Origin of the sequence: Amycolatopsis sp. lyj-23 (genome assembly GCF_046549135.1) — a bacterium.
In the GTDB taxonomy this organism is placed as follows: domain Bacteria; phylum Actinomycetota; class Actinomycetes; order Mycobacteriales; family Pseudonocardiaceae; genus Amycolatopsis.
This window is the reverse complement of the sequence record NZ_JAJPWN010000022.1, coordinates 213,990-236,355: the sequence shown is the minus strand read 5'-3', so window position 1 is coordinate 236,355 and position 22,366 is coordinate 213,990. Positions and strand designations below refer to the sequence as shown.

Sequence of the window (22,366 nt, the reverse complement as noted above, 5' to 3'; positions counted from 1 at the left end):
GGCGGGGTGACCCGTGGTGCCGCCCTGGCTGGCTGTCGCTGAGGCGCTGGTTGATGCGGATCAGGGCGCGGAACCGTGGGCCGGGGTGCCGGTTTGAGGTTCGGCTGCCGCCGGCGACGCCGTAGTTGGTGACTGGCGGCCGGTGCTGGGTCGACCGTGCGTAGTTCGCCGGGTGTTCGCGGGCGTGGGCTCGGATGCCTGAGCACGGGGGGACCGCCAGTGGTGGCAGGTTGGGGCTGGCCACCGTCAAGGCGCTGGTTGATGCGGATCGGGATGCAGAACCGTGGGCCGGGATGTCGGCGGGATGCAGGCGTGGTCGGTCTTCCGAAGGGCGAGGTGGGGCGCCACGCCGCCGAGGCTCGGCATCGGCCGCGGGCCGGGGCGGCGGAGTGATGCTGCGCCCCGGCTTCGCGTAGTGAGGGTGCCCGAGGGCGTGGCCGTCAGAGTGAGACCGGTTGCCGGAGCTCGGCTGTCGCGAAGTCGGCGACGCCCTCCGCGAAGCCGATTTCTGCGGTGAAGCCGAGCAGCTTGCGGGCGCGGGCCGGGTCGGCCACCACGTGGCGGACGTCGGCCGGGCGGGCGCCGCCCAGTACCTCGGGTGCCGGGCCGTTGCATGCGCGGGCCAGTTCCTCCGCCAAATCACCCACCGTGTGGGGGGTGCCCGAGCAGATGTTCAGCGGGGTCAGGTCGGGCGGGCCCGGGGTGCGGAGGGCCAGGACGTTCGCCCGGGCCACGTCGTGGACGTGGACGAAGTCGCGCTGCTGGCGGCCGTCCTCCAGGACGCGGGGCGCTTCGCCGCGGGCCAGTGCCGAGCGGAACAGGGATGCGACTCCCGCGTACGGCGTGTTCTGGGGCATCCGTGGGCCGTAGACGTTGTGGTAGCGCATCGCCCACACGCTGCCGCCCGTCTGGCGGGCCCACGCGCCGGCCAGGTGCTCCTGGGCCAGCTTCGTCGCCGCGTACGTGCTGCGGGGGTTCAGCGGCGCGTCCTCGGGCACCAGTTGCCAGCTCAGCTCCGCCTCACAGGCCGGGCAGCGCGGCTCGAACCGGCCCGCGTCCACATCGGACCGGTGGCGCGGCGACGGTGGCACCACGCCGTGGTCCGGGCAGGCGTACCGGCCTTCGCCGTAGACGACCATCGATGACGCCAGGACCAGCTTCCGCACGCCGGCCGCGTGCATCCCGGCCAGCAGCACCGCCGTGCCGTAGTCGTTGTGCAGGGCGTACGACGGCGCGTCCGACGGGTCGATCCCGTGCCCCACCACCGCCGCCTGGTGGCAGACCGCGTCGATGCCGTCCAGCAGCTCCGCGACGATCTCGGCGTCCGTCACGTCGCCGCGCAGGAACCGGTGCCTGCCGGTGTACGGCGGTGGGGTGTGGGAGCCGTGGGCCGTCGGCAGGAGGTTGTCCAGCACCACGACCTCGTCGCCGTCGTCGGCCAGGAGGTCGGCGATGTGGGACCCGATGAACCCGGCTCCGCCGGTGACCAGTACGCGCACAACGGCCACGCTAGGGGGCTTCGCCGGGGCCCGCGGGCGGCCGCGGCGGTACGTCACGGAATCGTCAGAACTCACCCGGCACCTCCCGGCGCCCGGCCGCCGGAACCGGCTACGGTGGGCGCCATGGAACGGAGTGCACAACGGCTGGGCCGGGCCCTCGTGGTCATCGTGGACGATCGCGTGGCGCACGGCGAGCATGAGGACACCACTGGCCCGCTGGTCACCGAGCTGCTCGAAGAAGCGGGTTTCATCGTCGACGGTGTCGTGGTCGTCGAGGCCGAGACCGCGGGTATCCGCAACGCGCTCAACACCGCCGTGATCGGCGGCGCCGACCTGGTGATCACCGTCGGCGGCACCGGCGTGCTGCCGCGTGACCGGACCCCGGACGCCACCGCCGGCGTGCTCGACCGTCCCATCCCGGGCATCAGCGAGGCCATCCGCGCCTCCGGCCTGGCCGCCGGGGCCGTGGACGCCGGCATCTCCCGCGGGCTCGCCGGGGTTTCCGGCAGCACGCTCGTGGTCAACCTCGCCGGGTCGCGCTCCGCGGTCCGCGACGGGATGGCGACCCTGACCTCGCTCGTGCCGCACGTGATCGACGAGCTCTCGGGCCTCGAAGAGGTCTGATCTTCGTCCTGCCGGGCCGGGGGCGGCGCATGGCGTTGCTCCCAGCCTTCGGCGTGCTCGGGAGTCCCGCCAAACGCCGCCGCTGTCGAAGTTCACTCTGGAGTTGTCAAACACCGCGTCGTGGGACACTGGGGTCATGCCGGGCGAACAGCGGAAACCCCAGACCAGCGAGCAGCGCCGCCGGGTCGACGAGATCTTCGGGGACGTCCTGCCCGAGACGACCTCCGACGAGCGCGACCCCGAGCGGCGCACCGGTCTCCCGGACGACTGGTACCGGGAGAACCGGCCACCGCACCACGACCGCTGACCTCCGTCAGTCGCGGTCGGTGTCGCGCTGGTACTGCGCGCGGAGCAGGTCGCGGATCTCGATCAGCAGTTCCACGTCCGTCGGCTCCGACGGGCCCGGTTCCTGGCCGCGCTTGCGGCGCTCCTGCAGCTTCTTGACCGGCATCACGATCACGAAGTAGACCACCGCCGCGACCAGCACGAAGTTGATCGCCGCGTTGATCACGCCACCGAAGTCCAGGAACGTCGAGGGGTTGCTCGGGAAGATCTTGAACCCCAGGCCCTGCGCGGCGTCCGTGCCGCCGATGGTGTTGATCAGCGGCTTGATCAGGCCGTTGGTGAACGCCGTGACGATCGCCGTGAACGCCGAGCCGATGACCACCGCCACGGCGAGGTCGACGACGTTGCCGCGCATCAGGAAGTCCTTGAAACCTTTGAACACCTTGCTCTCCTCACGAACCGGGTCGGGGACGCCGCCGCCCGTCTCGGCGGGTGCGGGCTAGCGGAGAGTAACCGTTACCGGACGCTCCAGTGAAATCGCCGCCACTTGCGTCGCGATCGCTTCCGGTAGCCGGAGCAGCACCAGTGGCCCCTTGGCGGTGGCCGGCTCCGGGTGCCCGACGGTCACGACCGTCGCCCCGCCGGCCAGCACCGACGCCGGCGCTCCTGGCTCCGGCGCCGCGATGACGTCGACGAGACGGCCGGGCTGGAGCAGATCGGCGACAGCCACGTCGGCCAGCCGGACCGGCACGGTCGCCGTGCCCGGGTCACCCCGGTCGGGGACCGTGGCCAGCCGGACGTCGGTCAATGGCTCGCCGGCCCGGACGGCGCCCGCCAGGAGGCGTCCGTCGACCGCGTCGAGGGTGCTCAACACGCCCGCTGGACGTGCTTCACCGGGAAGCTCGGCCAGCCGGACGTCGGCAGCGCGCAGCGTCGCGCCGGAGGGGAGGTCGTGGGCCGCGAGGACGGTCGGTGCGCCTCGGGCGGAACCGGGGTGGACGAGCAGCAGTCCGCCGAGCGCGAGCAGGCCGACGGCGAGCCAGCGGCGGGTGAGCCGCGTCCGCCGGCTCTGCAGCCGGTTCAGGTGGATGGAGCTGAGCTTCGGCAAGACGTCCACAAGGCCCCCTCGGCCGGATCGGGTGCGGCGGTGTGCCGCACGAGATCGACGTTAGGGAAGCCGGACGGGCCGCCGGAAGGGCCACGCCCGGCATCTGTGGACAACCGGGGTGTTGTGGATAACTCGGTGTCAGGACGCCGCGGCGGCCGTCTTCGTCGTGGTCGAAGAGGAGGATGCCGAGCTCGTGTCCGACTTCGACTTCGACTCCGTCTTGGTCTCGGTCTTCGCCGGGGCGGCCGTCGTGCTCGACTTGCTCGAGTCGCGCGAGTCGGTGCGGTAGAACCCGCTCCCCTTGAAGACGACGCCGACCGAGCTGAACACCTTCCGCAGGGCCCCGGAGCACTGCGGGCAGACGGTCAGGCTGGGGTCCGAGAACGACTGCACGGCTTCGAACCGGTGGTCGCATTCTTTGCAGGCGTACTGGTACGTAGGCACTGACGGCTCCTTTGCTGGCACTCATCCGACTTGAGTGCTAACCCGATTGTGCGGGAAAACCTTCCCGGAAAGCAATTCCTGGTTGCTCACACCGGCAGTTCGACCACGCCTCGACCCGGTGTCAAGGCCCCGGTCATGCGCACGTCGTGCGGCTCGCCGGGCAGTCGTTCGACCAGCTCTTCGTCCCGGACGACGGCCAGCAGCGCGGCGCCGGCCGCGGCGAAGACCAGCGAGCGGTCGTAGTGGCCGGCCCCGCGCCCGAGCCGGACGCCCCGGCGGTCGACGGCCAGCGCGGGCACCAGCACCAGCTCCGCGGCCCCCACGGCGTCGCGGCCCAGGCGTTTTCCGCCCGGCTCGCGGATGCCGCGGAACCGGCTGGGGACGAGGTCGGCCTCGCCGGTGTACTCGGCCCAGTCGAGCGGATCCGTCCGCGACACGATGACCGGCAACAGGACGCGCGCGCCCCCGGCGGCCAGCGCGTCGACGAACGCCGTCGTGCCGGGTTCGGCACCGAAGGGCAGGTACGCGCACACCGTGCCGGCTGTGACCTTCGACACCGCACTGACCAGCGCCGAGGCCTCCCGGGCGTGCGATTCGGCTGCCTGCCCCGCCCGGGCGCGCGTCACCCGGTCACGCCACTCCGCCTTGCTCAGGTGCTCATTGCCCAGCGCGTGCATGACCTCACGTTAGGCTCTGCGCCCATGACGGGCGCCGCAACCACCCAGACGTTCAGAACCGCCATCGTGCCTGCCGCCGGCCTCGGGACACGGTTCCTGCCGGCGACGAAGGCCGTGCCCAAGGAGCTCCTGCCGGTGGTGGACACCCCGGGCATCGAGCTGGTCGCGGCCGAGGCCGCCGCCGCCGGCGCCGAACGCCTGGTGATCGTGACTTCGCCGGGCAAGGACGCCGTGGTCCGGTACTTCGAGGAGCAGCCCGAACTAGAGCGGAACCTCGAGGACAAGGGCAAGACCGCGCTGCTGGAAAAGGTCCGCCGCGGGCACGACCTGCTGGCCGTCGAGACCGCCATCCAGGAGCAGGCGCTGGGCCTCGGCCACGCCGTCGCCCAGGCCGAGCCGAACCTGCGCCCGGACGACGAGGCCGTCGCCGTGCTGCTCCCGGACGACCTGGTGCTGCCCACCGGCGTGCTCGAGAAGATGAGCGCGGTCCGCGCCGAGTTCGGCGGCAGCGTGCTCTGCGCGTTCGACATCCCGAAGGCCGAGATCTCGCCGTACGGCGTGTTCGACGTCAGCGACACCGGCGATGACGACGTCAAGCGCGTGCACGGGATGGTCGAGAAGCCGAAGCCGGAGGACGCGCCGTCGACCTACGCGGCAGCCGGCCGGTACCTGCTCGACCGGGCGATCTTCGACGCGCTCAAGCGGATCACCCCGGGCAGCGGCGGCGAGCTGCAGCTGACCGACGCGGTTGCGCTGCTGATCTCCGAAGGACACCCCGTCCACGTCGTCGTGCACCGCGGCGGACGCCACGACCTGGGGAATCCGGGTGGTTTCCTGCGTGCCGCGGTCGATTTCGCGCTTGAAACGCCCGAGTACGGTCCATCTTTACGGGCGTGGCTGACGGAACGGATCGGGACAGAGCGCCCATGACGGAATCCCTCGACGCGGCGCGGCCCGAAGTGGCCGGGGACGAAGCCGAGTTTCGCTCGGTGGACGCGCAGATCGCGATGACGCTGGACGCGGCCGTGCGGCCGCAGCCGGTGCGGGTGGCGATCTCCGAGGCCCAGGGCCTGCTCTGCGCCGAGGAGGTGGTCGCCGAGCACGCGCTGCCCGGCTTCGACCAGGCCGCGGTCGACGGGTACGCGGTGCGCAGCGTCGACGTCCGCGCCGCCGGCGAGGAACCCGTCCAGCTGCCGGTCGTCGGCGAGATCGCGGCGGGCTCGCGCCAGCCGCGGCGCCTGCAGCCCGGCCAGGCCGTGCGCGTCGACACCGGCGCGCCGCTGCCGACGCTGGCCGACGCAGTCGTGCCGCTCGCCTACACCGACGGGCACCAGGCCAAGGTCACGGTGCACCGCTCGGTGCCGTCGGCGGGGTACGTGCGGCGGGCGGGCGAGGACGTCCAGATCGGGGACGTCGCGGTGCGCCGCGGCGACACGATCGGCTCGGCCCAGGTCGGTCTGCTGGCCGCCGTCGGCCGGGCGAAGGTCCTCGTCTACCCGCGCCCGCGGGTGTCGATCGTCTCGGTCGGTGACGAGCTGGTCGACATCGACCGGACGCCGTCGGTCGGGCAGGTCTACGACGTCAACTCCTACGCGCTGGCGGCGGCCGCGCGGGACGCGGGCGCCGAGGTCAGCCGGGTCGGCATCGTGCCGAGCGAGCCGAAGCGGCTGCGTGAGGTCGTCGAGGGCAGGCTGCTGATGTCGGAGATCGTCGTGGTCGCGGGCGGCGCCGGGGGCGCCACCGGCGACGAAGTCCACGCCGCGCTGTCCGACCTCGGCCGGATCGACATGACGCGGGTGGCGATGCACCCCGGCTCGGTGCAGGGGTTCGGCAGGCTCGGTCCCGATTCGGTGCCGACGTTCCTCATCCCGGGCAACCCGATGAGCGCGCTGGTGGTGTTCGAGGTGCTGGTGCGGCCGCTGATCCGGGCGGCGCGCGGGACCCGCAACCCGCACCGGCGGATCGTCGGCGCGCGGCTGCTGGCGCCGATCACGTCCACCGAGGGCAGGCGCGGCTTCCTGCGCGGCCAGCTGCTGCGCGACGAGGCCAACGGCGAGTACCTGGTCCAGCCGCTCGGCCAGTCCGGGGCACACCTGCTCGCGTCGCTGGCCGAGGCGAACTGCCTGATCAACGTGCCGGAAGAGCTGACCGAGGTCGCCGCCGGCGAGCAGGTCCAGGTCACCTTCCTGGCCCAACGATCCTGATGAACTCCGTGTCGGGCGTGTCCTACCCGGTCGAAAGCAGGCACCCGGGCTGGCCGGCGCGGCTCGGCCCGCTGCGGGTGCCCGCGGGCGAGGTCGCGATCCGGCCGGTCCGGCTGCGCGACGCCGGCGAGTGGAGCCGGATCCGGCTCCGGGACCGCGCGCACCTCGAGATGTGGGAGCCCACCGGCGTCGGGCCGTGGCCGGAACGCAACGCCTTCTGGTCGTGGCCGTCGCAGTGGGCGGCGCTGCGCTCGCTCGCTCGGCGTGGTCAGTGTCTCCCGTTCACGATCACCCTGGACGGTCGTCTCGCGGGGCAGATCACTGTGGGTAATGTCATCCGGGCGTCGCTGCGGTCGGCCTGGATCGGCTACTGGGTGTCGTCGGAGGTGGTCCGCGGCGGGGTCGCGACGGCCGCTGTCGCGCTCGTCACCGACCACGCCTTCGGGTCCGCCGGGCTGCACCGGCTGGAGGCCACCGTGCGGCCGGAAAACACGCCCAGCCTGCGGGTTCTCACCAAAGCAGGCTACCGGCGGGAGGGGCTGTTCGAGCGCTACCTCGACGTCGCGGGCGCCTGGCGGGACCACTACTGCTTCGCCGTGACGCGCGAGGAAACCGGCTCCGGGCTGGTGTCCCGGCTGGTCGCTTCGGGCCGCGCCGACTACGCCTGAACGTGATTACCCACCCGGGTCGGTAGCCGCGTTACCACATGCTGTGAGTTTCACCTAATCCGGTGAGGCTTTTCGGTGGCCGAATCCGGCGAGTCTGCGCCCGATCTGTTACTCCTGTGACTAACGTGATTCCTGGTGGAAGGATCGGGGGAGGTGACGGGAGATGCCCAGCTCCGTGATCATCGTCGCGCTCGCCGCGGCATGGCTCGTCGTACTCGTGCCCATGGTCGCGCGACGGCGGCAGCAGGTCGCGAGGACGGCCGACTCGGCGCTCGCCGCCCGGGTCGTGCGCAGTGGACGCAACGAAGACCGGGAGGAATTCGCCATGTCCGACGACCACGGGAAGTCCCGGCCCTCGGTGGAGGACGACCTGGCCGAGCTGGAGGCCGAGCTCGAACTCGACGACGACGTCGAGGAACCGGACCCTGAGCCCGATCCGCTCCCGCAGCCGGTCCGCGGCTCGCGGGCCGAACGCGACCGCCCGGGCTACCGGCCGGGCCGAGGCGGCTTCGACCCCGAAGCCGCCGAGATCGCGGCCCGCGCGAAGTACAGCTTCCGGCAGCGGATCGTCGTCATCCTGCTCGTGCTCGCGGTGCTGAGCGGACTCGTGGCCGGCTTCGTCGTGCCGCTGGCCTGGTGGGGCCACGGCGTCATCGACGTCGTGCTCGTCGGGTACCTGGTGTACCTGCGCCGCCAGGTCCGCATCGAGGAGGAGATCCGGCAGCGCCGGCTGGCCCGCTTCAACAGCAGTCGCGGGCCGCGGCGCTCGTCCTCTCCGTCGTCTTCGGCTTCTGCTTCGGGTTCGGCGTCCGTGGACGATGCGGAGGATGTGGAGGTGGTCGAGCCGGTCCGCCGCGAGGTGGTCGAGCGCCGCCCGTCCCCGACATCCCGCGTCCGCCGCAGCGCGGTCGTCGTCGACCTCGACGACGAGGACCCGGCGTTCGAGGAGCTCGACGAGCCCGGGACCGGGCCTTATCGCCGGGCCGTCGGAGAGTGACCCCCCTGCGTGGGGTGCTCGTAGGGCACTGCTAAGCTCTACGAGCACAACCAAGGGGCTGTAGCGCAGTTGGTAGCGCGTCTCGTTCGCATCGAGAAGGTCAGGGGTTCGATTCCCCTCAGCTCCACAGCAGGTCAAGGGCCGTCCTCAGTAGAGTGGACGGCCCTTTTCGCTGACCTGATAGCAGCGAAGTGCAGCAGTGGCGCCACTCGCCCAGGCGCTTGAGCGTTTCCCGCGTCTTCTTCGAGGTAGATCTCCGTCGTCATCGAGAACTGCGCGTGCCGCAGGATCCGCATGATCACGCGGGGGTGCACGTCCAGGTCGAACAGCAGCGTCCCGCAGGACCGGCGCCCGTCGTGCACGGTGATCTTCCGAACGCCGGAGCGTGCAACGCGGTTGTCCCAAGACCGGTTGAAGTTCCGAGGGTCGATCGGGAGCCAGGCGAGGTCAGCCTCCTTGCGATCGGCGAGCTGATACCGCCGGCGCTCCTCCAGGGCCGCGACGACGATCGGCGGCACCGGCATGGTGTCGTCCGACGCGGCCGTCTTCGTTTCGCGGAACAGCAGCTCGCCACTGGCTCGCTGCAGTTTGTGGTTGACCGCCAGCGTTGCGCAGGCCAGGACGACGGCAAGCACGAGGAGCGAGAGGAGATCGGCCTGACGCGGTCAGCCCGGCGGCTGCTGATGCACGACTGGGCTCCCGACGGCTCTCAAGGCGACAAGATCCTCTACGTCTTCGGGCACGGCGATCCTCGGTGCTTGACGAGGGCGCCATCGTCCTCGACGGCGTCGAGCTCGACCACTGGGAGTGGGTCCCTGTCGAGAAGCTGGCGGACTACCTGATCCCCAGACTCGCCTGCACGCTGAAGCACGCGTACCGGGCTGTAACAGTGGGGCCCGCTGACCTGTGGTTGGTCACGTCGCTACGTCCGCCACGCCCGGAAGATACTGGTGGGTTCGTTCTTCGAACGGCAGCCTAGAGCCATGGCCACTATCTGGGTCGCGCTCGTAGCCGCGGTAGCTTCACTCGGCGGCGTAGTGATGGGATCGGCACTTGAGCCGATCAAGCTGGCAGCCGTCCGACGGGCTCGTGCACGCGAACTGCTGGAGGAGAGGTGTACGAGTTTTGTCGAAGCTGTGGTCAAGGCATGGTCCCGTTCTCTTCAAATCAACCGTCTGTATCGAAAAGTCGGCGGAAGAGAGGAGATCGACGCAGACGACCTGCGAACGGCAGAAAAGGACTACTGGCAGGCTCGTGACTAGATCATTCGGCTGGCTACAGTGTTTCAGTTAACCGGTCCGAGAGATCTCGCTGACCTCTCTCACGACGTTCGCAATACCGACTACGAGGTTCGTGAGAAGCACCAAGCACCTGCTCGAACCGGGCCGGACTCGATCGTCGACGCCGTGGATGCACTGGACATTTCAGTCAAAGGCTTTATGGAGGCTGCCGGTCGCTACCTGCAGCGATGAATCGGCGGGTTGTCAGGTCCCGAGGGTGGTGTGACGGCCGACTGGCTGTCATACCAGCTCTATTCGGTGTTCACGTTGCTCAGCGCCTTCAAGTGACAGCCAAAGACGAAGCGAATCACGAGCCGAGGCCGCGGCTGCGGCGCCACCAAAGTCCAAGACCGACCGCAGCCGCGCCCAAGACGGCGAAGGCAATCCTCAGCACCGTGTTCTGACCACTCGCGAGGATTGGCGGAAGCGCGATGGCGCTGGCTGCGCCGAATCCCAGAGCTGGGCCGAACAACGCCACTGACGTTGCGGGGTTGACGACCAGCGGAAGTCGCACGGTTGGCCCGAAGGCCGGTGCCACCGTCTTGATCGCGAGCTCATCGCTGACGGAGTTCTCCCGGAACGGTGGGAACAACCTGATCGGGATGACGTCGTATCGTGAGCGGATCAAAATATCTCGGTCACCAACCACGGAAAGCGAATCCGGCGCGACCACCGAGATCGTGGCTGGTTCCGCTAGCGGCTCGTAGTGGTAATGGGCGAGGTTCAGCGTGTACTCGGTGCCCGCGATAAGCGGCATAACCCCGGATTGGTCCGGCTTGACCTGCTTGCCCGACTTGGTTTCAATCGAGGCGACCCGGAAGTACGTGCGCTGGTGTGCCGGAAGCGAGGGAGTCACAAACCGGACCAGGGTCTCGAAGTCTCGGCCCGCACTGTCCGTGGGAGCGACAAGGGGCTCCGGCGAGGCGCCGGTGGTCGCGTGGACCGCGTGGTCGGGAGTCGCGTTGGGTAGCAGATCGCGCAAAGCTGCCGAATACCGTTGCACTGCCTGCGCGCGATCGCTTGCCGAGTACTGCGGTCGGTCCGCTAACGGAAGGTACCTCGACAGTCTGAAGTAGACGACATAGGTGTTGCCTTCGAACAGCGTCCGCACCACCTCGCCCTGGCGAAGCGGCATGAACACGGCGGGGTGGAAGTTAGCCGGGTGCTGCAGAGAAAAGTGAACCATGACCTGCCGCCTCTGGAGGTGGTCCGCTCGTTCCCACAGTACCCGGGCCTCGTCGGAAATGTACTTCGCCTCGTAGCGGAAGCGGTAGTGCACACCTTCAGGCGCGGCCAGGAGATCGATCGCATCGCTGATGTACAGCTCTCGGATGTTTGAGGTGAAGAGATGCAGCCAGCGCTGTCCGGGATCGTCAGGCAACATGTTCCTTCAGTGCGAGTTCCGCCTCGACCGCGGTTCGGAGCAGTTCGTAGCGGTTTCGTGTTTCCGAGTTGGCCAGCAGTCGCTCTCTGCGCTCGATGCTGATCCGGGTCGGCGCGAACCGGGCGAACTGCTCCCGGGTCAAGTCGATGTCGCCGCTCGGCAACCGGTTCCAGTAGTGCGAAACCTGACCGACCGCAGCTCGCACCAGTCCACCTCCGAGGTGGTCTTGCACGATCAGTGCGGTGACAGCGCACTGTCCGAGGGCCGGATTGGCCGGCGACCAGGCGCGGTCGATGGAAGTCGCAGCACACCAGCTATGGCGCAGCACGTCGAACAGCACCTGCCTGCGGGCTTCGCTACGGTCTTCCACCACAGCGCAAGTATACGGCGGCGCAAAGGCGCAACCGGCTGAAGATCAGACTTGCGCCCGCCACGCTGAGTAGGTTTCGGCTACCGCGGCCAAGTGGAGATCTCCGTTCCTCTCCGCTCGATCCGCCAGGATCGTACACGCGGTGTCCGCGACGTGGAGCTCATCGACGCAGAGGCCGAGCCGACTGCTTTGCTCCACTACGCGCGGCAGGAGGTGTGCGATGATCTCCGGCGGCGCGTCCCAGCCCGGTTCGAGCAACCGCGTTCGTTCGTCGAGGAGATCTGCGCGGCCGCCGGTTGGATCCAAGAGGTGCCCCCCGTCGAGCGGCATCGCCAGTGCGTTTCCCGACATGTCCGCGTGCTCCAGCGCCTCGGCCAGCGGCAAGCGAACTCCGCGCGGCGAAGCGGGCGGAAAGATGTCTGCTCGTACTTCGGCGGACAGCACCACGCTGGGATTGCCGAACAGCGTCGGGGTCATTTTGTACCGAGTGCCAAGGTGGCGGACAAGATCGTTGAGGTCGCCGGTGTAGATGATATCGAGGTCTCGCACCTCGGCCGATGGTCTGCCCAAGACAAAGTCGCGGATCGCACCCCCCGTGACGAACGCCTGCCCTGGAGGCAGGAGGAGAAAGAAGTCGTTTGCACAAGTGAACCGCGGGGTTTCCAATAGCCACTCAAGCCAAAGGCTGACAACGGGTGAGTTCTGATCACTCATCGGAAGCCTCGGCATCGGACCGATCGCTGAACAGGTGTGGGCGTTCGGCGAACATCCGGCAGAGCTGCGTGAACAGCGGTAGCAGAGCGGGGAAGTATCGAGAGATCTTCGCGGCGGCGACCCGTTCCGATTCCAAGTAGTCGTCCCAAGTGCGGCGCAGGGGATGCGCGTCAGCGAGGAGTACAACGGCGTGCGGAAGCAGCTTGTCCATGGCATGGACGAACCTGCCTTCCGGGTCGGCGGCCGCTATGTAGGCATCCAGGCGCTCGGTCAGCCAGGGGCAGCGGTTCTGATTCTCCATGACTATGCGGTCGAACGCAGCCCGTTCGCGTTCGACCTTGGCAGCTCGGTCGGTCGCATCCGCGTAGACGGAGGTGTCTCCGGCATACACCTCGACGAGATCGTGGACCAGCGCGTACTGCGCCACCAACCCGACTTCCAGCAGCGGGTCTACCAACGGTGCGAAGCAGCACGCGGCAATGCCCAGCGAGAAGGAGTGCTCCGCGTCGTTCTCCAGCCGTGGCGGATTGGTCGGCGCGAGGATCGTGCGCTCGATGCCGTACATGGGCAACACGACGTCGCCCAGTAGTTGGATCAGAGACTCCGCGGTCGGTGCGGCCTTCGGCCCTTTCGGCATCATGCGCCCTCCGAACGGCGGTAAGCGGGTGGAAGAACCGTAACAATCCGGTGGACGATCGGCGCGGCGCGCGGTTCGAGAGTGCGAACTAACCACACGATCGGCGGGGTATCAAGTAGCTGCCCGTATGACACCGTCGCCATCCGGCGGGTCACGTACAGGCCCTGCCGGTCGTACTGGTACGTCATGGGGCTCATCGCAAACGGGACGAAGCCTGCGGCGCGGAACGAGGCGCCGTCGAAGCCGAGTAGTGGGTTGATGGCAGTCACGCAGAGTGTGGCGCCCGTGCGAATCCGCAGTTCGCGAGCCGCCCAGGCGACGAGCCTGCTTACGAGGTTCCTGGGAAGTGGCATCGTCGAAGCCGCTCTGGTCAAGACGACGATCGACGCCGGTTCAGGCGTCGGGGTAGCCGCATTCTCCAGGGCTTCGAGGAGATACGGCCGGTCGCACTGAGAAAACGAAAGGCACAGCGCGGGCACGTCCGCGTTGCCGACGAAGGCTCCGACGTGAACGATGGAGTCGGATCGTTCACAATGCAGGTAATGCACTTCGCGATGCAACCACAGCCCGACCTCGTCCGGGGCTCGTCGGAAGACCGGTTCGCCGGTGTGTACCGGTCCCCGAACCGCGGCTGATGGCCGGTTGCTCGCTGCGATTGCGCGGTGTACACCGGCGGTCCGGTCGAAGCGGGAGTGCAACCGGGTCGCCAGGATGCGGGCCGCCCTCATGGAAGAACCCGCGATGGCGTCCCTGCTCAGTGCCGGCAGGTGCAAGCGAAACTGTCGCTCTGCGTAATTCGCGGGAAGGCCGATTCCGTTCCAGGAGGTGCGGGATTGTCGCGTCAAGTCCTCGGCGAACCGTTCGACCAACGGGTCACGGGCGATCCCCAGCAGCTGTCTCCAGTTGTCTCGGGAAGATGTGGGGCGCGGGAGGTCGTTGGCCACAACTCCACCTCGTTTCCTTGGCCGAAGTGATCCCTCAGTCGCCGTGGGCAACGATGATGTTACTTGGCGCGTCCAGGTTTGCGGTGGCGTCGTAGGGCGCCGAGCAGGTTTGCGCCGGGGTGTGATCGACAACGGGGATGGACTCACTGGGCACGGCCGCCGGGGCCCTCGCCATCGTGGCGCGACTCTCCTGGAACGCCCCGTGCCAGGAGACGCGGTGCCTGGCACGTTCAACTTGACCGTCGCAACGCTGGCGAAGACCGCAGTCGACTTTCGAGTGTTCTACTCGCCGGTAAGTTATGCTGGGTGTATTGAAAAGCTGATACCTGGGGGCAACGCCCTGCTCTCTTCAATGGGGGCATGGACGAAGCGGCGGTGGGGATCACCGTCTATGGGTGTGCTCCTGATGAGGCCGCTCTTTTTCGGGAGGTTGCGCCTCGGTTCGGGGTGACTCCTACCCTCATCGATGAGCCGGTTTCGGTGGGCAACGCGGTGCTTGCCGCCGGTAGTCGATGTGTCAGTGTTGGGCACCAGACCGTCGTCTCGCGTGAGGTTCTTGCTGCGCTCAGGCGGGTTGGGGTCGCGTACCTCTCCACTCGGAGTGCCGGGTACGACCACATTGATGTCGGGTACGCCGCCAGTGTCGGGATTTCTGTGGGGAGTGTTGCCTATTCGCCCGACAGCGTTGCCGACTTCAGTTTGATGCTGATGCTCATGTTGGTCCGGGATGCCAAGTCGGTTCTGCGGCGGGCCGATGACCGCGACTACCGGCTGAACGATGTTCGCGGGAAAGAACTTCGCGATCTCACCGTCGGGGTTGTCGGGACCGGGCGGATCGGGGCCGCCGTTGTGGCACGGTTGCGGGGGTTCGGTGCTCGCGTCCTTGCCTTCGACCGTCGTCCTCGGGGCGGTGTCGACTACGTCGGGCTCGATGAACTTCTGCGGCTTAGCGACATCGTCACGCTTCACACGCCTCTCACCGCTGAAACGCGGCACCTGCTGGATCGGCGGCGGATCGAGCTGATGAAAACCGGCTCCTTCGTCGTCAACACCGGGCGCGGGCCGCTGCTCGATACCGCCGCGCTCGTCGAAGCGCTGGAAGACGGCCGGCTCGGGGGCGCTGCGCTGGACGTCCTCGAAGGGGAAGAAGGCACCTTCTACGCCGACTGCCGGGGGCGGGCCGTTGACGACCTGTTGCAGCGGCTGCAGAAGCTGCCCAACGTGCTCGTCAGCCCCCACACCGCCTACTACACCGGCCACGCACTGAGCGACATCGTCGAAAACTCCATCGTCAACTGCCTGGAATTCGAAAGTGGGAAGCAGCATGACTAGGGTGAGGACCGGGATCATCTTCGGTGGCCCTTCCGAAGAACACCCCGTCTCCGTGAAGTCCGCGCGAGAGGTCGCGCGGCACCTCGACGCCGGGAAGTACGAACCGGTCTGGATCGGGATCACCCGGGACGGTGCCTGGAAACTCTGTGACGGCCCCGAAAGCGACTGGCAGGACGGGCGGCCCGTCGTGCTGTCGCCGGATCGGAGCGTTCCCGGTCTGCTCGTCCTGGACGACGGGAAGTACGAAACCATCGGCCTGGACGTGGTTCTTCCCGTGCTACACGGCAAGTTCGGCGAAGACGGCGTGCTCCAGGGGTTGCTGGAGCTTTCCGGTATTCCTTATGCAGGCTGCGATGTCCCGAGTTCCGCTCTGTGCATGGACAAATCACTCGCCTACGTCGTCGTCGGGAGCGCGGGTATCGCCACGCCGAACTTCCGGGTCGTCCGGGCGGGGGAGGACCTCGACGGGCTCACCTACCCCGTCTTCGTGAAGCCGGCGCGGTCCGGCTCGTCGTACGGCGTCAGCAAGGTGACGGACGAAGGCGAACTCGCGGCCGCGGTCGAGGCCGCCGCGCAGTACGACTCCAAGGTGCTGGTCGAAGAGGCCGTTGCCGGGAGCGAGGTCGGGTGCGCCGTGCTCGGGAACGGCCGGGAGCTGTTCGCCGGTGCGGTCGACCGGATCGCCCTCTCCCACGGCTTCTTCCGCATTCACCAGGAAGATGCTCCGGAAAGCGGCTCCGAGAACTCGACGCCGATCGTGCCCGCCGACATCCCGGCCGGCACCCGGGACGAAGTCCGGGAGACCGCGAAGGCCATCTACCGCGCTCTCGGGTGCCAGGGGCTGGCTCGCGTCGACATGTTCCTCAAGGAAGACGGCACGGTGGTGCTCAACGAGGTCAACACCCTGCCCGGCTTGACGTCCTACAGCCGCTACCCCCGGATGATGGCCGCCGCCGGGGTTTCGCTGTCCGAACTGATCGATCGGGTGCTTTCGCTGGCCCTGGACGGGAAAGCACGGTGAACGACGACTTCGCCTTCGTGGACGAGGTGGTGCCCGGCATCCGCTGGGACGCCAAGTACGCCACCTGGGACAACTTCACCGGCAAACCCGTGGACGGCTACCTCGTCAACCGGATCGCCGGCACGATGACCTTGTGCGCCGCCCTGGGCGAAGCGCAGGAGAAGGCCGCGTCGCTCGGCTTCGGCCTGCTCCTCTGGGACGGCTACCGGCCGCGGCGCGCCGTGGACTGCTTCCTGCGCTGGGTGGACCAGCCGGAGGACGGCCGGACGAAGCTGTGGCACTACCCGAACCTCGACCGGCGCGCGATGTTCGCCAAGGGGTACGTCGCCGCCGAGTCGGGCCACAGCCGGGGCAGCACCGTCGACCTGACCCTCTACCACCTCGCCTCCGGCGAACTCGCGTCCATGGGCGGCGGTCACGACCTGATGGACCCGATTTCCCACCACGACGCACCCGGGGTCTCGCGCCTCGACGCGGAGAACCGCCGGTTGCTGAAGTCCATCATGGAGGACTGCGGGTTCGCCGCCTACGAACGCGAATGGTGGCACTACGGGCTGCGGGACGAGCCCTACCCGGACACGTACTTCGACTTCCCCGTCGCGTAGACCGAGATGGGCAGCCGGACGGTGACGCGCAAGCCCCCGGCCGGCCGCGGCGTGAGGGTGAGCGTCCCGTCGTGGGCCTGGGTGATGCTCTTGACGATGGCGAGGCCGAGACCGACCCCCGCCTGGTCGGTGCGGATGCGCTCGGTGCCGCGCCGGAAGGGCTCCGCGAGGGTGTTCACCAGGGCGGGAGCGAGGTGTTCGCCGGTGTTCTCGACGGTGAGCACCGCTCTCCCCGGCTCCGTGCCCGTCGTGATCCAGACCGCGCCCCGCTCGGGCCGGTTGTGGACGATCGCGTTGTGCACCAGGTTCGTCGTCAGCTGCAGCAGGAGCGCCGAGGAGCCGAGGGTGGCCGCCAGGTCACCGGACGTCTCGACGGTGACCCCCCGCTTCTCGGCCAGCGGCAGCAACGTCTCGGCGGCTTCCTCCGCCACCAGGGACAGGTCGACGCGCTCGCGGCTGAACGACCGCTGTTCGGCCCGGCTGAGCAGCAGCAGCGCTTCGGTGAGTTCGATCGCCCGGGCGTTCACGACGCGAAGGCGTTCGTCCAGCTCCCCGGTGGCGCGCTCGGGGTCGTTGCGGGCGACGTCGAGCAGGCTCTGGGTGATCGCCAGCGGCGTGCGCAGTTCGTGGGAGGCGTTGGCGGCGAACCGCCGCTGCTCGGCGACGTGCGCCTCGAGCCGGGCGAGCATGGTGTCGAAGGCGTCGGCGAGTTCGCGGAACTCGTCGGTGCGGCCGGGCAGCCGGATGCGGTGGGAGAGCGACCCGTTCGCGGCGACGCGGGTGGCGTCGGTGATGCGCGTCAGCGGCGCCAGCATCCGGCCGGCGAGGACCCACCCGCCGAGCAGCCCGAACACGAGCAGGAAGACGAGCACGGCGGCCATGAACGGCACGAACGCGCGGACCAGGACACTGCGGTTGATCTTGAAGTTGCCCTCGGTGACGATCCAGCCGCTGGGCAGGAAGTACAGGTAGAAGGCCAGCACCGCGGCCATCAGCAGGACGCCCGCGAGCATGACGAAACCGGCGTAGCTGAGGGTCAGTTTCAGCCGCGCGCTCAGCCCCGGTTCCCTATCCACGGTGCTCGTCCCCGGTGTCGATGCGGTAGCCGACGCCGGGGACGGTCGCGATGATCCCGGGTTCGCCCAGCCGCTTGCGCAGCACGGAAACCGTGATCCGCACGGCGTTGGTGAACGGGTCGGCGTTCTCGTCCCACGCGCGCTCCAGCAGCTCTTCGGCGCTGATCACCCCGCCTTGGGCCGCGACGAGGACTTCGAGCACGGCGAACTGCTTGCGCGTCAGGGCCACGTACCGGCCGTCGCGGTAGACCTCGCGGCGGAACGGGTCCAGGCGCAGGCCGGCGATTTCGTGCACGGGCGGCCGGTTGTGCGCGCGCCGCCGGTCGAGGGCCCGCAGCCGCAGCACGAGTTCGCGCAGTTCGAACGGCTTCGTGAGGTAGTCGTCCGCGCCGAGGCCGAACCCGGTGGCCTTGTCGTCGAGCCGGTCGGCCGCGGTGAGCATCAGGATCGGCAGGCCGCTGCCGGAGGCGACGATGTGCCGGGCGATCTCGTCCCCGGACGGGCCGGGGATGTCGCGGTCGAGGACGGCGATGTCGTAGCTGTTGACGCTCAGCAGTTCCAGCGCGGTGTCGCCGTCGCCGGCGGTGTCCGCCGCGATGGCCTCCAGCCGGAGGCCGTCGCGGATGGCGTCGGCCAGGTAGGGCTCGTCCTCGACGATCAAGACACGCACCTTTCCGATGCTACGAGCGGGCGCCTATCGGCTGCATATCGGAAACCGCGTACGCGACGGCAACACCGCGCGGCCTTGGCTGGCCGCCATGACCTCCAGCCAACGCACGTCCCTCGGCCGGGCGCACGGCGCCGTCCCGGACGGTCTGCCGGTCTTCGACGACTCCCCGGCGGTGGCCAACCTCGATCCCGGCCTGCTCGACGCCCTGCGCTCGGCCGCGGCGGACGCCGCGGCCGACGGCGTGGCGTTCGTCGTCAACGGTGGCTGGCGGTCCTGGGCGTACCAGGAGCAGCTCCGGCGTCAGGAGGTCGCGAAGCACGGCTCGGAAGCCGAAGCGGCCCGCTGGGTGACCACCGCGGACAAGTCCGCGCACGTGCGGGGGCAGGCGGTCGACATCGGGCCGCCCGCCGCCCGGGCGTGGCTGGCCGAACACGGCGCCCGGTACGGGCTGTGCCGGATCTACCGCAACGAGCCGTGGCACTACGAGCTGCGGCCCGAAGCCGTCGAAAACGGTTGCCCGCCCCTCTACGCCGATCCGTCGCAGGACCCGCGGATGCGGTAGTCAGGCGAAGTCGGCGGCGTGGTCACGCGCCCACTCCGCGAGCGTGCGCGCGGGTTTGCCGGTCAGCTGCGCAACGGCCGGCCGGACCGCGTCGGGCGTTTCGACCGTGTCCGACCAGTAGCGCAGGAGCATCGAGACGATGTCGTCGCCGACGCCGTAGGACCGCATTTCGGCGCGGAACTCCTCCGGCGTGCTTTCGGTGAAGTGCAACTCCCGGCCGATGGCCGCGCCGATCGCGCCGAGCTGCTCGACCCTGGTCAGCGACTCGGGGCCGGTCAAGGGATAGTGCCGGCCCGCGTGCCCCGGCTCGGTGAGCGCCACCGCGGCGACGGCGGCGATGTCGGCTTCGTGGATCGGGGCCTGGGCGGACGTCGGGAAGGGCCCGCGGACGCCGCCGGTGAACCGGATCGGCGGCGCCCAGGTCAGCAGGTTGGTGGCGAACGTGCCGGGCCGCAGGATCGTCCAGCTCGCCGCGGTGCCGCGGACGGCGTCCTCGATCGCGGCGTGGTGCACCTGGCTGGCCGACCCGCGGTCGCGCTCGTGCTCGAGGGCGGCGGCGAGCGAGGAGAGCAGCACCAGGTGGGGGACGCCCGCCTGGAGGAACCCGGTCACTCCCGGAGCGGGGAAGAGGAACACGCTGTCGACGCCGTCGAACAGGCCGGCCGGCGGTGGCGCGGCCAGGTCGCCGGCGACCAGCTCGACCTCGGTGGGCAGCTCGGCTTTGTCCGGCGAGCGGGTCAGCGCCCGCACGCGGTGCCCGCGGGCGAGCAGTTCGCCGACGAGGTGACGGCCGATGGTGCCGGTGGCTCCGGTGACGAGGACGGTCTTGGTGGTGGTGGTCATGACGTCGATCGTGGCGGGTATTGCGGCAGGATCCTTGCCTTGATCCGGAGCATCATGACGGCATGCCGAACCCGACGTCCCGCTTGCTTGTGTTGCTGACCCTGCTGCAGACGCGGCCGTCGTGGACCGGCCCGGAACTGGTCGAGCGGCTCGGCGTCAGCGCCCGGACCGTGCGCTACGACGTGCAGAAGCTGCGCGACCTCGGCTACCCCGTCGAAGCGGTGCCCGGGGTGGCCGGCGGCTATCGGCTGCGCGCCGGGACTTCGTTGCCGCCTCTGCAGCTGGAAGACGACGAAGCCGTGGCTGTCGTCATCGCGTTGCGGATGGCCACCGGCAGCACCGAGCTGGGTGAAGCCGCGGCGACCGCGTTGGTGAAGCTCGAACAGGTGCTACCGCGGCGGCTGCGGGCTCGGGTCGCGGCGATGCGCCGGTACACGGAGGCGGCGCGAGGGGCGGGCGTCGACCCCGACCTGCTGGTCTTCCTCGTGGGCGCGTGCCGCGACCACCGCCGGGTGCGGTTCGCCTACCAGGGTGGCCGCCGCGAGGTGGAGCCGCACCGGGTCGTCCAGGTCGGACGGCGCTGGTACCTGGTCGCCTTCGACCCGGCCCGCGACGGCTGGCGGCAGTTCCGGCTCGACCGGATGACGGTGCAGCGCCCGGAAGGGCCGAAGTTCGTCCCCCGCGAGGCACCGTCCGCGGCCGACGTGGTGCGGGGCCTCGACGCCGTCTTCGCCCGGCACCGCGCCGTCGTCCTGGTGGCCGCGCCGGCCGCGCGGATCACCGCGCGGGTGCCCTCGACCGTGCCGGTCGAGTGGGTGGACGAGCGGCGCTGCCGGGTGCACGCGACGGGTGAATCGCCGGAGGCGCTCGCCCTCAACCTGCTGATGCTGGACGCGGACTTCGAGGTTGAGGAGGCTTCGGCGGAACTCGGTGCGGCGCTGGAGACGCTGCGCCGGCGGCTCGGTCGAGCGGCTATCGGGGCACCACCGTCATCGGCATGCTTTCGGGGTACGCGGCCGACGTGAACTTCACCCGGACCGGGCGGCCCGGCACCGGGACCAGCCGCCAGCGGGCCGCCACCGTTGCCAGTGAGATGACGATTTCGTTCTGGGCGAAGCGGTTTCCGATGCACTGGCGGGTGCCCGCGCCGAACGGTACGAACGCGCCCTTCGGGATCGCGGCCGCCCGCTCCGGGGTCCAGCGGTCCGGGTCGAAGCGGTTCGGGGCCGGGAACGACGCCGGGTCGTGGTGGAGGGTGTGGGGGCTGACGATCACCTCGGCGCCCTCCGGCAGGCGGGTGCCGCCGAGGTCGACTTCGGTCAGGGTGCGACGCATCAGCATCCACAGCGGGTACTGCCGCAGGACCTCGTCGACCACCTGCCGGACGTACGTCAGCCGGGGGAGGTTCTCGATCGTCACCGGGGCGCCGTCCAGCACCTCGTCGAGCTCCGCGTGCACGCGGGCCTCGATGTCCGGGTTGCGGCCGAGCTCGTGGAACGTCCAAGCCAGCGCCAGCGCCGTCGTCTCGATGCCGGCGGTGAGCAGGGTGAGCACCTCGTCGCGGGCCTGCTCGTCGGTCATGCCCGCCAGCAGCAACGTCGAGAGCAGATCGCCGCGGTCGGTGGCGTCGCGTCGCCAGTCGTGGATCACCTCCATGACGATGGCCTGCATCCGGGCGATCGCCTCGTCGAAGCGGCGGTTGCCGGGCACCGGCAGCTTTTCGACGAACTTCGGGGACAACGCGCGAATCATTCCCTGCTGGATGATCACGTAAATCGACCGGCGGGCTTCGGCGATCGCCGCTTTCCCCAGTTCGGTGGAAAACAGCGCTTCGCCGACGATCGTCACCGCGAGGCTCTGCATGTCGTCGTCGATCGGCCGGACTTCGCCGGCTCGCCACGAGCCGCTCAGGTCCGCCGCCGCGCGTCGCATGATCTCCGCGTACGCGGTCAGCCGGTCGCGGTGGAACGCCGGTTGCATCAGCCGGCGTTGCTGCAAGTGGAAGTCGCCGTTCGAAAGCACCAAGCCATTTCCGACGAACGGCCGGAACTTGTCGAACATGGCGCCCTTGCGGAACTTCGGTCCCTCGTTGACCAGCACTTCGTGCGCCAATCTCGGGCTCGCGACGAAGTAGACGGGCGCCGGCCCGAGATAGATCTTCACGATCTCGCCGTGGGCGGGCAATGCGTCGGTGAATGCGAAGCGTTGCCTCAGCAGTGCCGGGGTGTGCCCGAGAAAAGGACGGCGGCCGGGGGCAACGGGGACGCTCATGCATACTCCTCGTTGCGCCATTGTGTGGATTTACCAACGAGACGGCTCACGGTAGGCGCGTCCGGTCGAACGGGACAGTGCCCGATCGGGTGGTGCGGGCTCACGCGGATGGCCCAGTAGCCGAACCGTGGGGAATCGCTAAGCTCTTTCC

27 protein-coding genes and 1 tRNA gene are annotated in these 22,366 nt (G+C 69.3%); 13 read left to right on the top strand and 15 right to left on the bottom strand.

The annotated features are described in order from the left end of the window. Positions 1-440 precede the first annotated feature (440 nt). Entirely contained in the window at positions 441-1,499 is a 1,059-nt protein-coding gene (locus ACLJPY_RS42935) for an NAD-dependent epimerase/dehydratase family protein (RefSeq protein ID WP_410596724.1), read from the bottom strand. A gap of 123 nt (positions 1,500-1,622) precedes the next feature. Between ACLJPY_RS42935 and ACLJPY_RS42930 the strand changes: the two genes are divergently transcribed. Beyond that, on the top strand, positions 1,623-2,123 hold the full coding sequence (locus tag ACLJPY_RS42930; RefSeq protein WP_013230045.1) for a molybdenum cofactor biosynthesis protein B: 501 nt from the start codon (positions 1,623-1,625) through the stop codon (positions 2,121-2,123). A 136-nt stretch (positions 2,124-2,259) separates the two neighbouring features. After that, entirely contained in the window at positions 2,260-2,430 is a 171-nt protein-coding gene (locus ACLJPY_RS42925; protein ID WP_043789349.1) for a hypothetical protein, read from the top strand. A 6-nt stretch (positions 2,431-2,436) separates the two neighbouring features. Here the strand turns inward: ACLJPY_RS42925 and mscL are convergent, their stop codons facing one another. The 4 genes from mscL to ACLJPY_RS42905 all read right to left on the bottom strand — a co-directional run bounded on the left by mscL (position 2,437) and on the right by ACLJPY_RS42905 (position 4,637). Next, the gene (gene mscL, locus ACLJPY_RS42920; protein ID WP_410596723.1) at positions 2,437-2,850 is read right to left on the bottom strand and encodes a large-conductance mechanosensitive channel protein MscL; all 414 of its coding nucleotides are present in this window, start codon (positions 2,848-2,850) and stop codon (positions 2,437-2,439) included. A gap of 57 nt (positions 2,851-2,907) precedes the next feature. After that, positions 2,908-3,525 carry an SAF domain-containing protein gene (locus ACLJPY_RS42915; protein WP_410596722.1) on the bottom strand — a complete coding sequence of 206 codons (618 nt, stop codon included), beginning with the start codon at positions 3,523-3,525 and terminating at the stop codon, positions 2,908-2,910. Between the two features lie 129 nt (positions 3,526-3,654). After that, positions 3,655-3,960: an FmdB family zinc ribbon protein gene (locus ACLJPY_RS42910; RefSeq protein ID WP_410596721.1), complete on the bottom strand. Its 306-nt coding sequence runs from the start codon at positions 3,958-3,960 to the stop codon at positions 3,655-3,657. 86 nt (positions 3,961-4,046) lie between these two features. Beyond that, positions 4,047-4,637, bottom strand: a complete 591-nt coding sequence (locus ACLJPY_RS42905; RefSeq protein WP_410596720.1) for a 5-formyltetrahydrofolate cyclo-ligase — start codon at positions 4,635-4,637, stop codon at positions 4,047-4,049. 24 nt (positions 4,638-4,661) lie between these two features. Between ACLJPY_RS42905 and ACLJPY_RS42900 the strand changes: the two genes are divergently transcribed. The 5 genes from ACLJPY_RS42900 (at position 4,662) to ACLJPY_RS42880 (ending at position 8,633) form a co-directional block, all read left to right on the top strand. After that, on the top strand, positions 4,662-5,567 hold the full coding sequence (locus ACLJPY_RS42900; RefSeq protein WP_410596719.1) for a UTP--glucose-1-phosphate uridylyltransferase: 906 nt from the start codon (positions 4,662-4,664) through the stop codon (positions 5,565-5,567). Continuing rightward, positions 5,564-6,841, top strand: coding sequence for a gephyrin-like molybdotransferase Glp (glp, locus tag ACLJPY_RS42895; protein ID WP_410596718.1), 1,278 nt, complete (start codon positions 5,564-5,566; stop codon positions 6,839-6,841). Before ACLJPY_RS42900 ends, glp begins: the two co-directional genes overlap by 4 nt. Continuing rightward, a complete protein-coding gene (locus tag ACLJPY_RS42890; RefSeq protein ID WP_410596717.1) occupies positions 6,841-7,509 on the top strand; it encodes a GNAT family N-acetyltransferase in 669 nt (222 codons plus the stop codon). The genes glp and ACLJPY_RS42890 overlap by 1 nt, the downstream gene beginning before the upstream one ends. 163 nt (positions 7,510-7,672) lie before the next feature. Further along, positions 7,673-8,506, top strand: a complete 834-nt coding sequence (gene glpR / locus ACLJPY_RS42885; protein ID WP_410596716.1) for a gephyrin-like molybdotransferase receptor GlpR — start codon at positions 7,673-7,675, stop codon at positions 8,504-8,506. Positions 8,507-8,560: 54 nt separating this feature from the next. Beyond that, a tRNA-Ala gene (locus tag ACLJPY_RS42880) sits at positions 8,561-8,633 on the top strand. A 7-nt stretch (positions 8,634-8,640) separates the two neighbouring features. On the opposite strand, the gene ACLJPY_RS42875 is transcribed toward ACLJPY_RS42880, so the two are convergent. Continuing rightward, positions 8,641-9,141 carry a tyrosine-type recombinase/integrase gene (locus ACLJPY_RS42875; protein WP_410596715.1) on the bottom strand — a complete coding sequence of 167 codons (501 nt, stop codon included), beginning with the start codon at positions 9,139-9,141 and terminating at the stop codon, positions 8,641-8,643. A 348-nt stretch (positions 9,142-9,489) separates the two neighbouring features. Here ACLJPY_RS42875 and ACLJPY_RS42870 point away from each other — a divergent pair, with 348 nt between their 5' ends. Next, complete coding sequence (locus ACLJPY_RS42870) at positions 9,490-9,768, top strand: hypothetical protein (RefSeq protein ID WP_410596714.1); 279 nt, start codon at positions 9,490-9,492, stop codon at positions 9,766-9,768. A gap of 325 nt (positions 9,769-10,093) precedes the next feature. On the opposite strand, the gene ACLJPY_RS42865 is transcribed toward ACLJPY_RS42870, so the two are convergent. From ACLJPY_RS42865 to ACLJPY_RS42845, 5 genes are read right to left on the bottom strand one after another with little or no spacing between them, the layout of a single operon-like run. Further along, on the bottom strand, positions 10,094-11,167 hold the full coding sequence (locus tag ACLJPY_RS42865; protein WP_410596713.1) for a hypothetical protein: 1,074 nt from the start codon (positions 11,165-11,167) through the stop codon (positions 10,094-10,096). Next, a complete protein-coding gene (locus tag ACLJPY_RS42860; RefSeq protein ID WP_410596712.1) occupies positions 11,160-11,543 on the bottom strand; it encodes a hypothetical protein in 384 nt (127 codons plus the stop codon). Before ACLJPY_RS42860 ends, ACLJPY_RS42865 begins: the two co-directional genes overlap by 8 nt. A gap of 42 nt (positions 11,544-11,585) precedes the next feature. Beyond that, entirely contained in the window at positions 11,586-12,254 is a 669-nt protein-coding gene (locus ACLJPY_RS42855; RefSeq protein WP_410596711.1) for a hypothetical protein, read from the bottom strand. Continuing rightward, positions 12,247-12,894 (bottom strand): HD domain-containing protein, encoded by a 648-nt coding sequence (locus ACLJPY_RS42850; protein WP_410596710.1) that lies wholly within the window; start codon positions 12,892-12,894, stop codon positions 12,247-12,249. Before ACLJPY_RS42850 ends, ACLJPY_RS42855 begins: the two co-directional genes overlap by 8 nt. Beyond that, on the bottom strand, positions 12,891-13,835 hold the full coding sequence (locus ACLJPY_RS42845; protein WP_410596709.1) for a hypothetical protein: 945 nt from the start codon (positions 13,833-13,835) through the stop codon (positions 12,891-12,893). Before ACLJPY_RS42845 ends, ACLJPY_RS42850 begins: the two co-directional genes overlap by 4 nt. Before the next feature lie 360 nt (positions 13,836-14,195). On the opposite strand from ACLJPY_RS42845, the gene ACLJPY_RS42840 reads away from it, so the two are divergent. Genes ACLJPY_RS42840 through vanX form a run of 3 tightly spaced genes read left to right on the top strand, consistent with a single transcriptional unit; the run spans position 14,196 to position 16,793 of the window. Continuing rightward, the gene (locus ACLJPY_RS42840) at positions 14,196-15,167 is read left to right on the top strand and encodes a D-isomer specific 2-hydroxyacid dehydrogenase family protein (RefSeq protein WP_410596708.1); all 972 of its coding nucleotides are present in this window, start codon (positions 14,196-14,198) and stop codon (positions 15,165-15,167) included. Continuing rightward, positions 15,160-16,188, top strand: coding sequence for a D-alanine--(R)-lactate ligase (vanA, locus tag ACLJPY_RS42835; protein ID WP_410596707.1), 1,029 nt, complete (start codon positions 15,160-15,162; stop codon positions 16,186-16,188). Before ACLJPY_RS42840 ends, vanA begins: the two co-directional genes overlap by 8 nt. After that, the gene (vanX, locus tag ACLJPY_RS42830; protein ID WP_410596706.1) at positions 16,185-16,793 is read left to right on the top strand and encodes a D-Ala-D-Ala dipeptidase VanX; all 609 of its coding nucleotides are present in this window, start codon (positions 16,185-16,187) and stop codon (positions 16,791-16,793) included. Before vanA ends, vanX begins: the two co-directional genes overlap by 4 nt. On the opposite strand, the gene ACLJPY_RS42825 is transcribed toward vanX, so the two are convergent. Together ACLJPY_RS42825 and ACLJPY_RS42820 are read right to left on the bottom strand one after the other, a co-directional pair. Next, complete coding sequence (locus ACLJPY_RS42825) at positions 16,757-17,869, bottom strand: sensor histidine kinase (RefSeq protein ID WP_410596705.1); 1,113 nt, start codon at positions 17,867-17,869, stop codon at positions 16,757-16,759. The genes vanX and ACLJPY_RS42825 overlap by 37 nt on opposite strands. Continuing rightward, positions 17,862-18,539 (bottom strand): response regulator transcription factor, encoded by a 678-nt coding sequence (locus ACLJPY_RS42820; RefSeq protein WP_410596704.1) that lies wholly within the window; start codon positions 18,537-18,539, stop codon positions 17,862-17,864. Before ACLJPY_RS42820 ends, ACLJPY_RS42825 begins: the two co-directional genes overlap by 8 nt. An 88-nt stretch (positions 18,540-18,627) precedes the next feature. Between ACLJPY_RS42820 and ACLJPY_RS42815 the strand changes: the two genes are divergently transcribed. Beyond that, complete coding sequence (locus ACLJPY_RS42815; protein WP_410596703.1) at positions 18,628-19,101, top strand: M15 family metallopeptidase; 474 nt, start codon at positions 18,628-18,630, stop codon at positions 19,099-19,101. Here ACLJPY_RS42815 and ACLJPY_RS42810 read toward each other — a convergent pair whose 3' ends face one another. Continuing rightward, positions 19,102-19,944, bottom strand: coding sequence for an SDR family oxidoreductase (locus tag ACLJPY_RS42810; RefSeq protein ID WP_410596702.1), 843 nt, complete (start codon positions 19,942-19,944; stop codon positions 19,102-19,104). A gap of 62 nt (positions 19,945-20,006) precedes the next feature. Between ACLJPY_RS42810 and ACLJPY_RS42805 the strand changes: the two genes are divergently transcribed. Beyond that, on the top strand, positions 20,007-20,969 hold the full coding sequence (locus tag ACLJPY_RS42805; protein WP_410596701.1) for a helix-turn-helix transcriptional regulator: 963 nt from the start codon (positions 20,007-20,009) through the stop codon (positions 20,967-20,969). On the opposite strand, the gene ACLJPY_RS42800 is transcribed toward ACLJPY_RS42805, so the two are convergent. After that, complete coding sequence (locus ACLJPY_RS42800; RefSeq protein WP_410596700.1) at positions 20,917-22,215, bottom strand: cytochrome P450; 1,299 nt, start codon at positions 22,213-22,215, stop codon at positions 20,917-20,919. The two genes, ACLJPY_RS42805 and ACLJPY_RS42800, sit on opposite strands and share 53 nt — an antisense overlap. Positions 22,216-22,366: the final 151 nt, after the last annotated feature.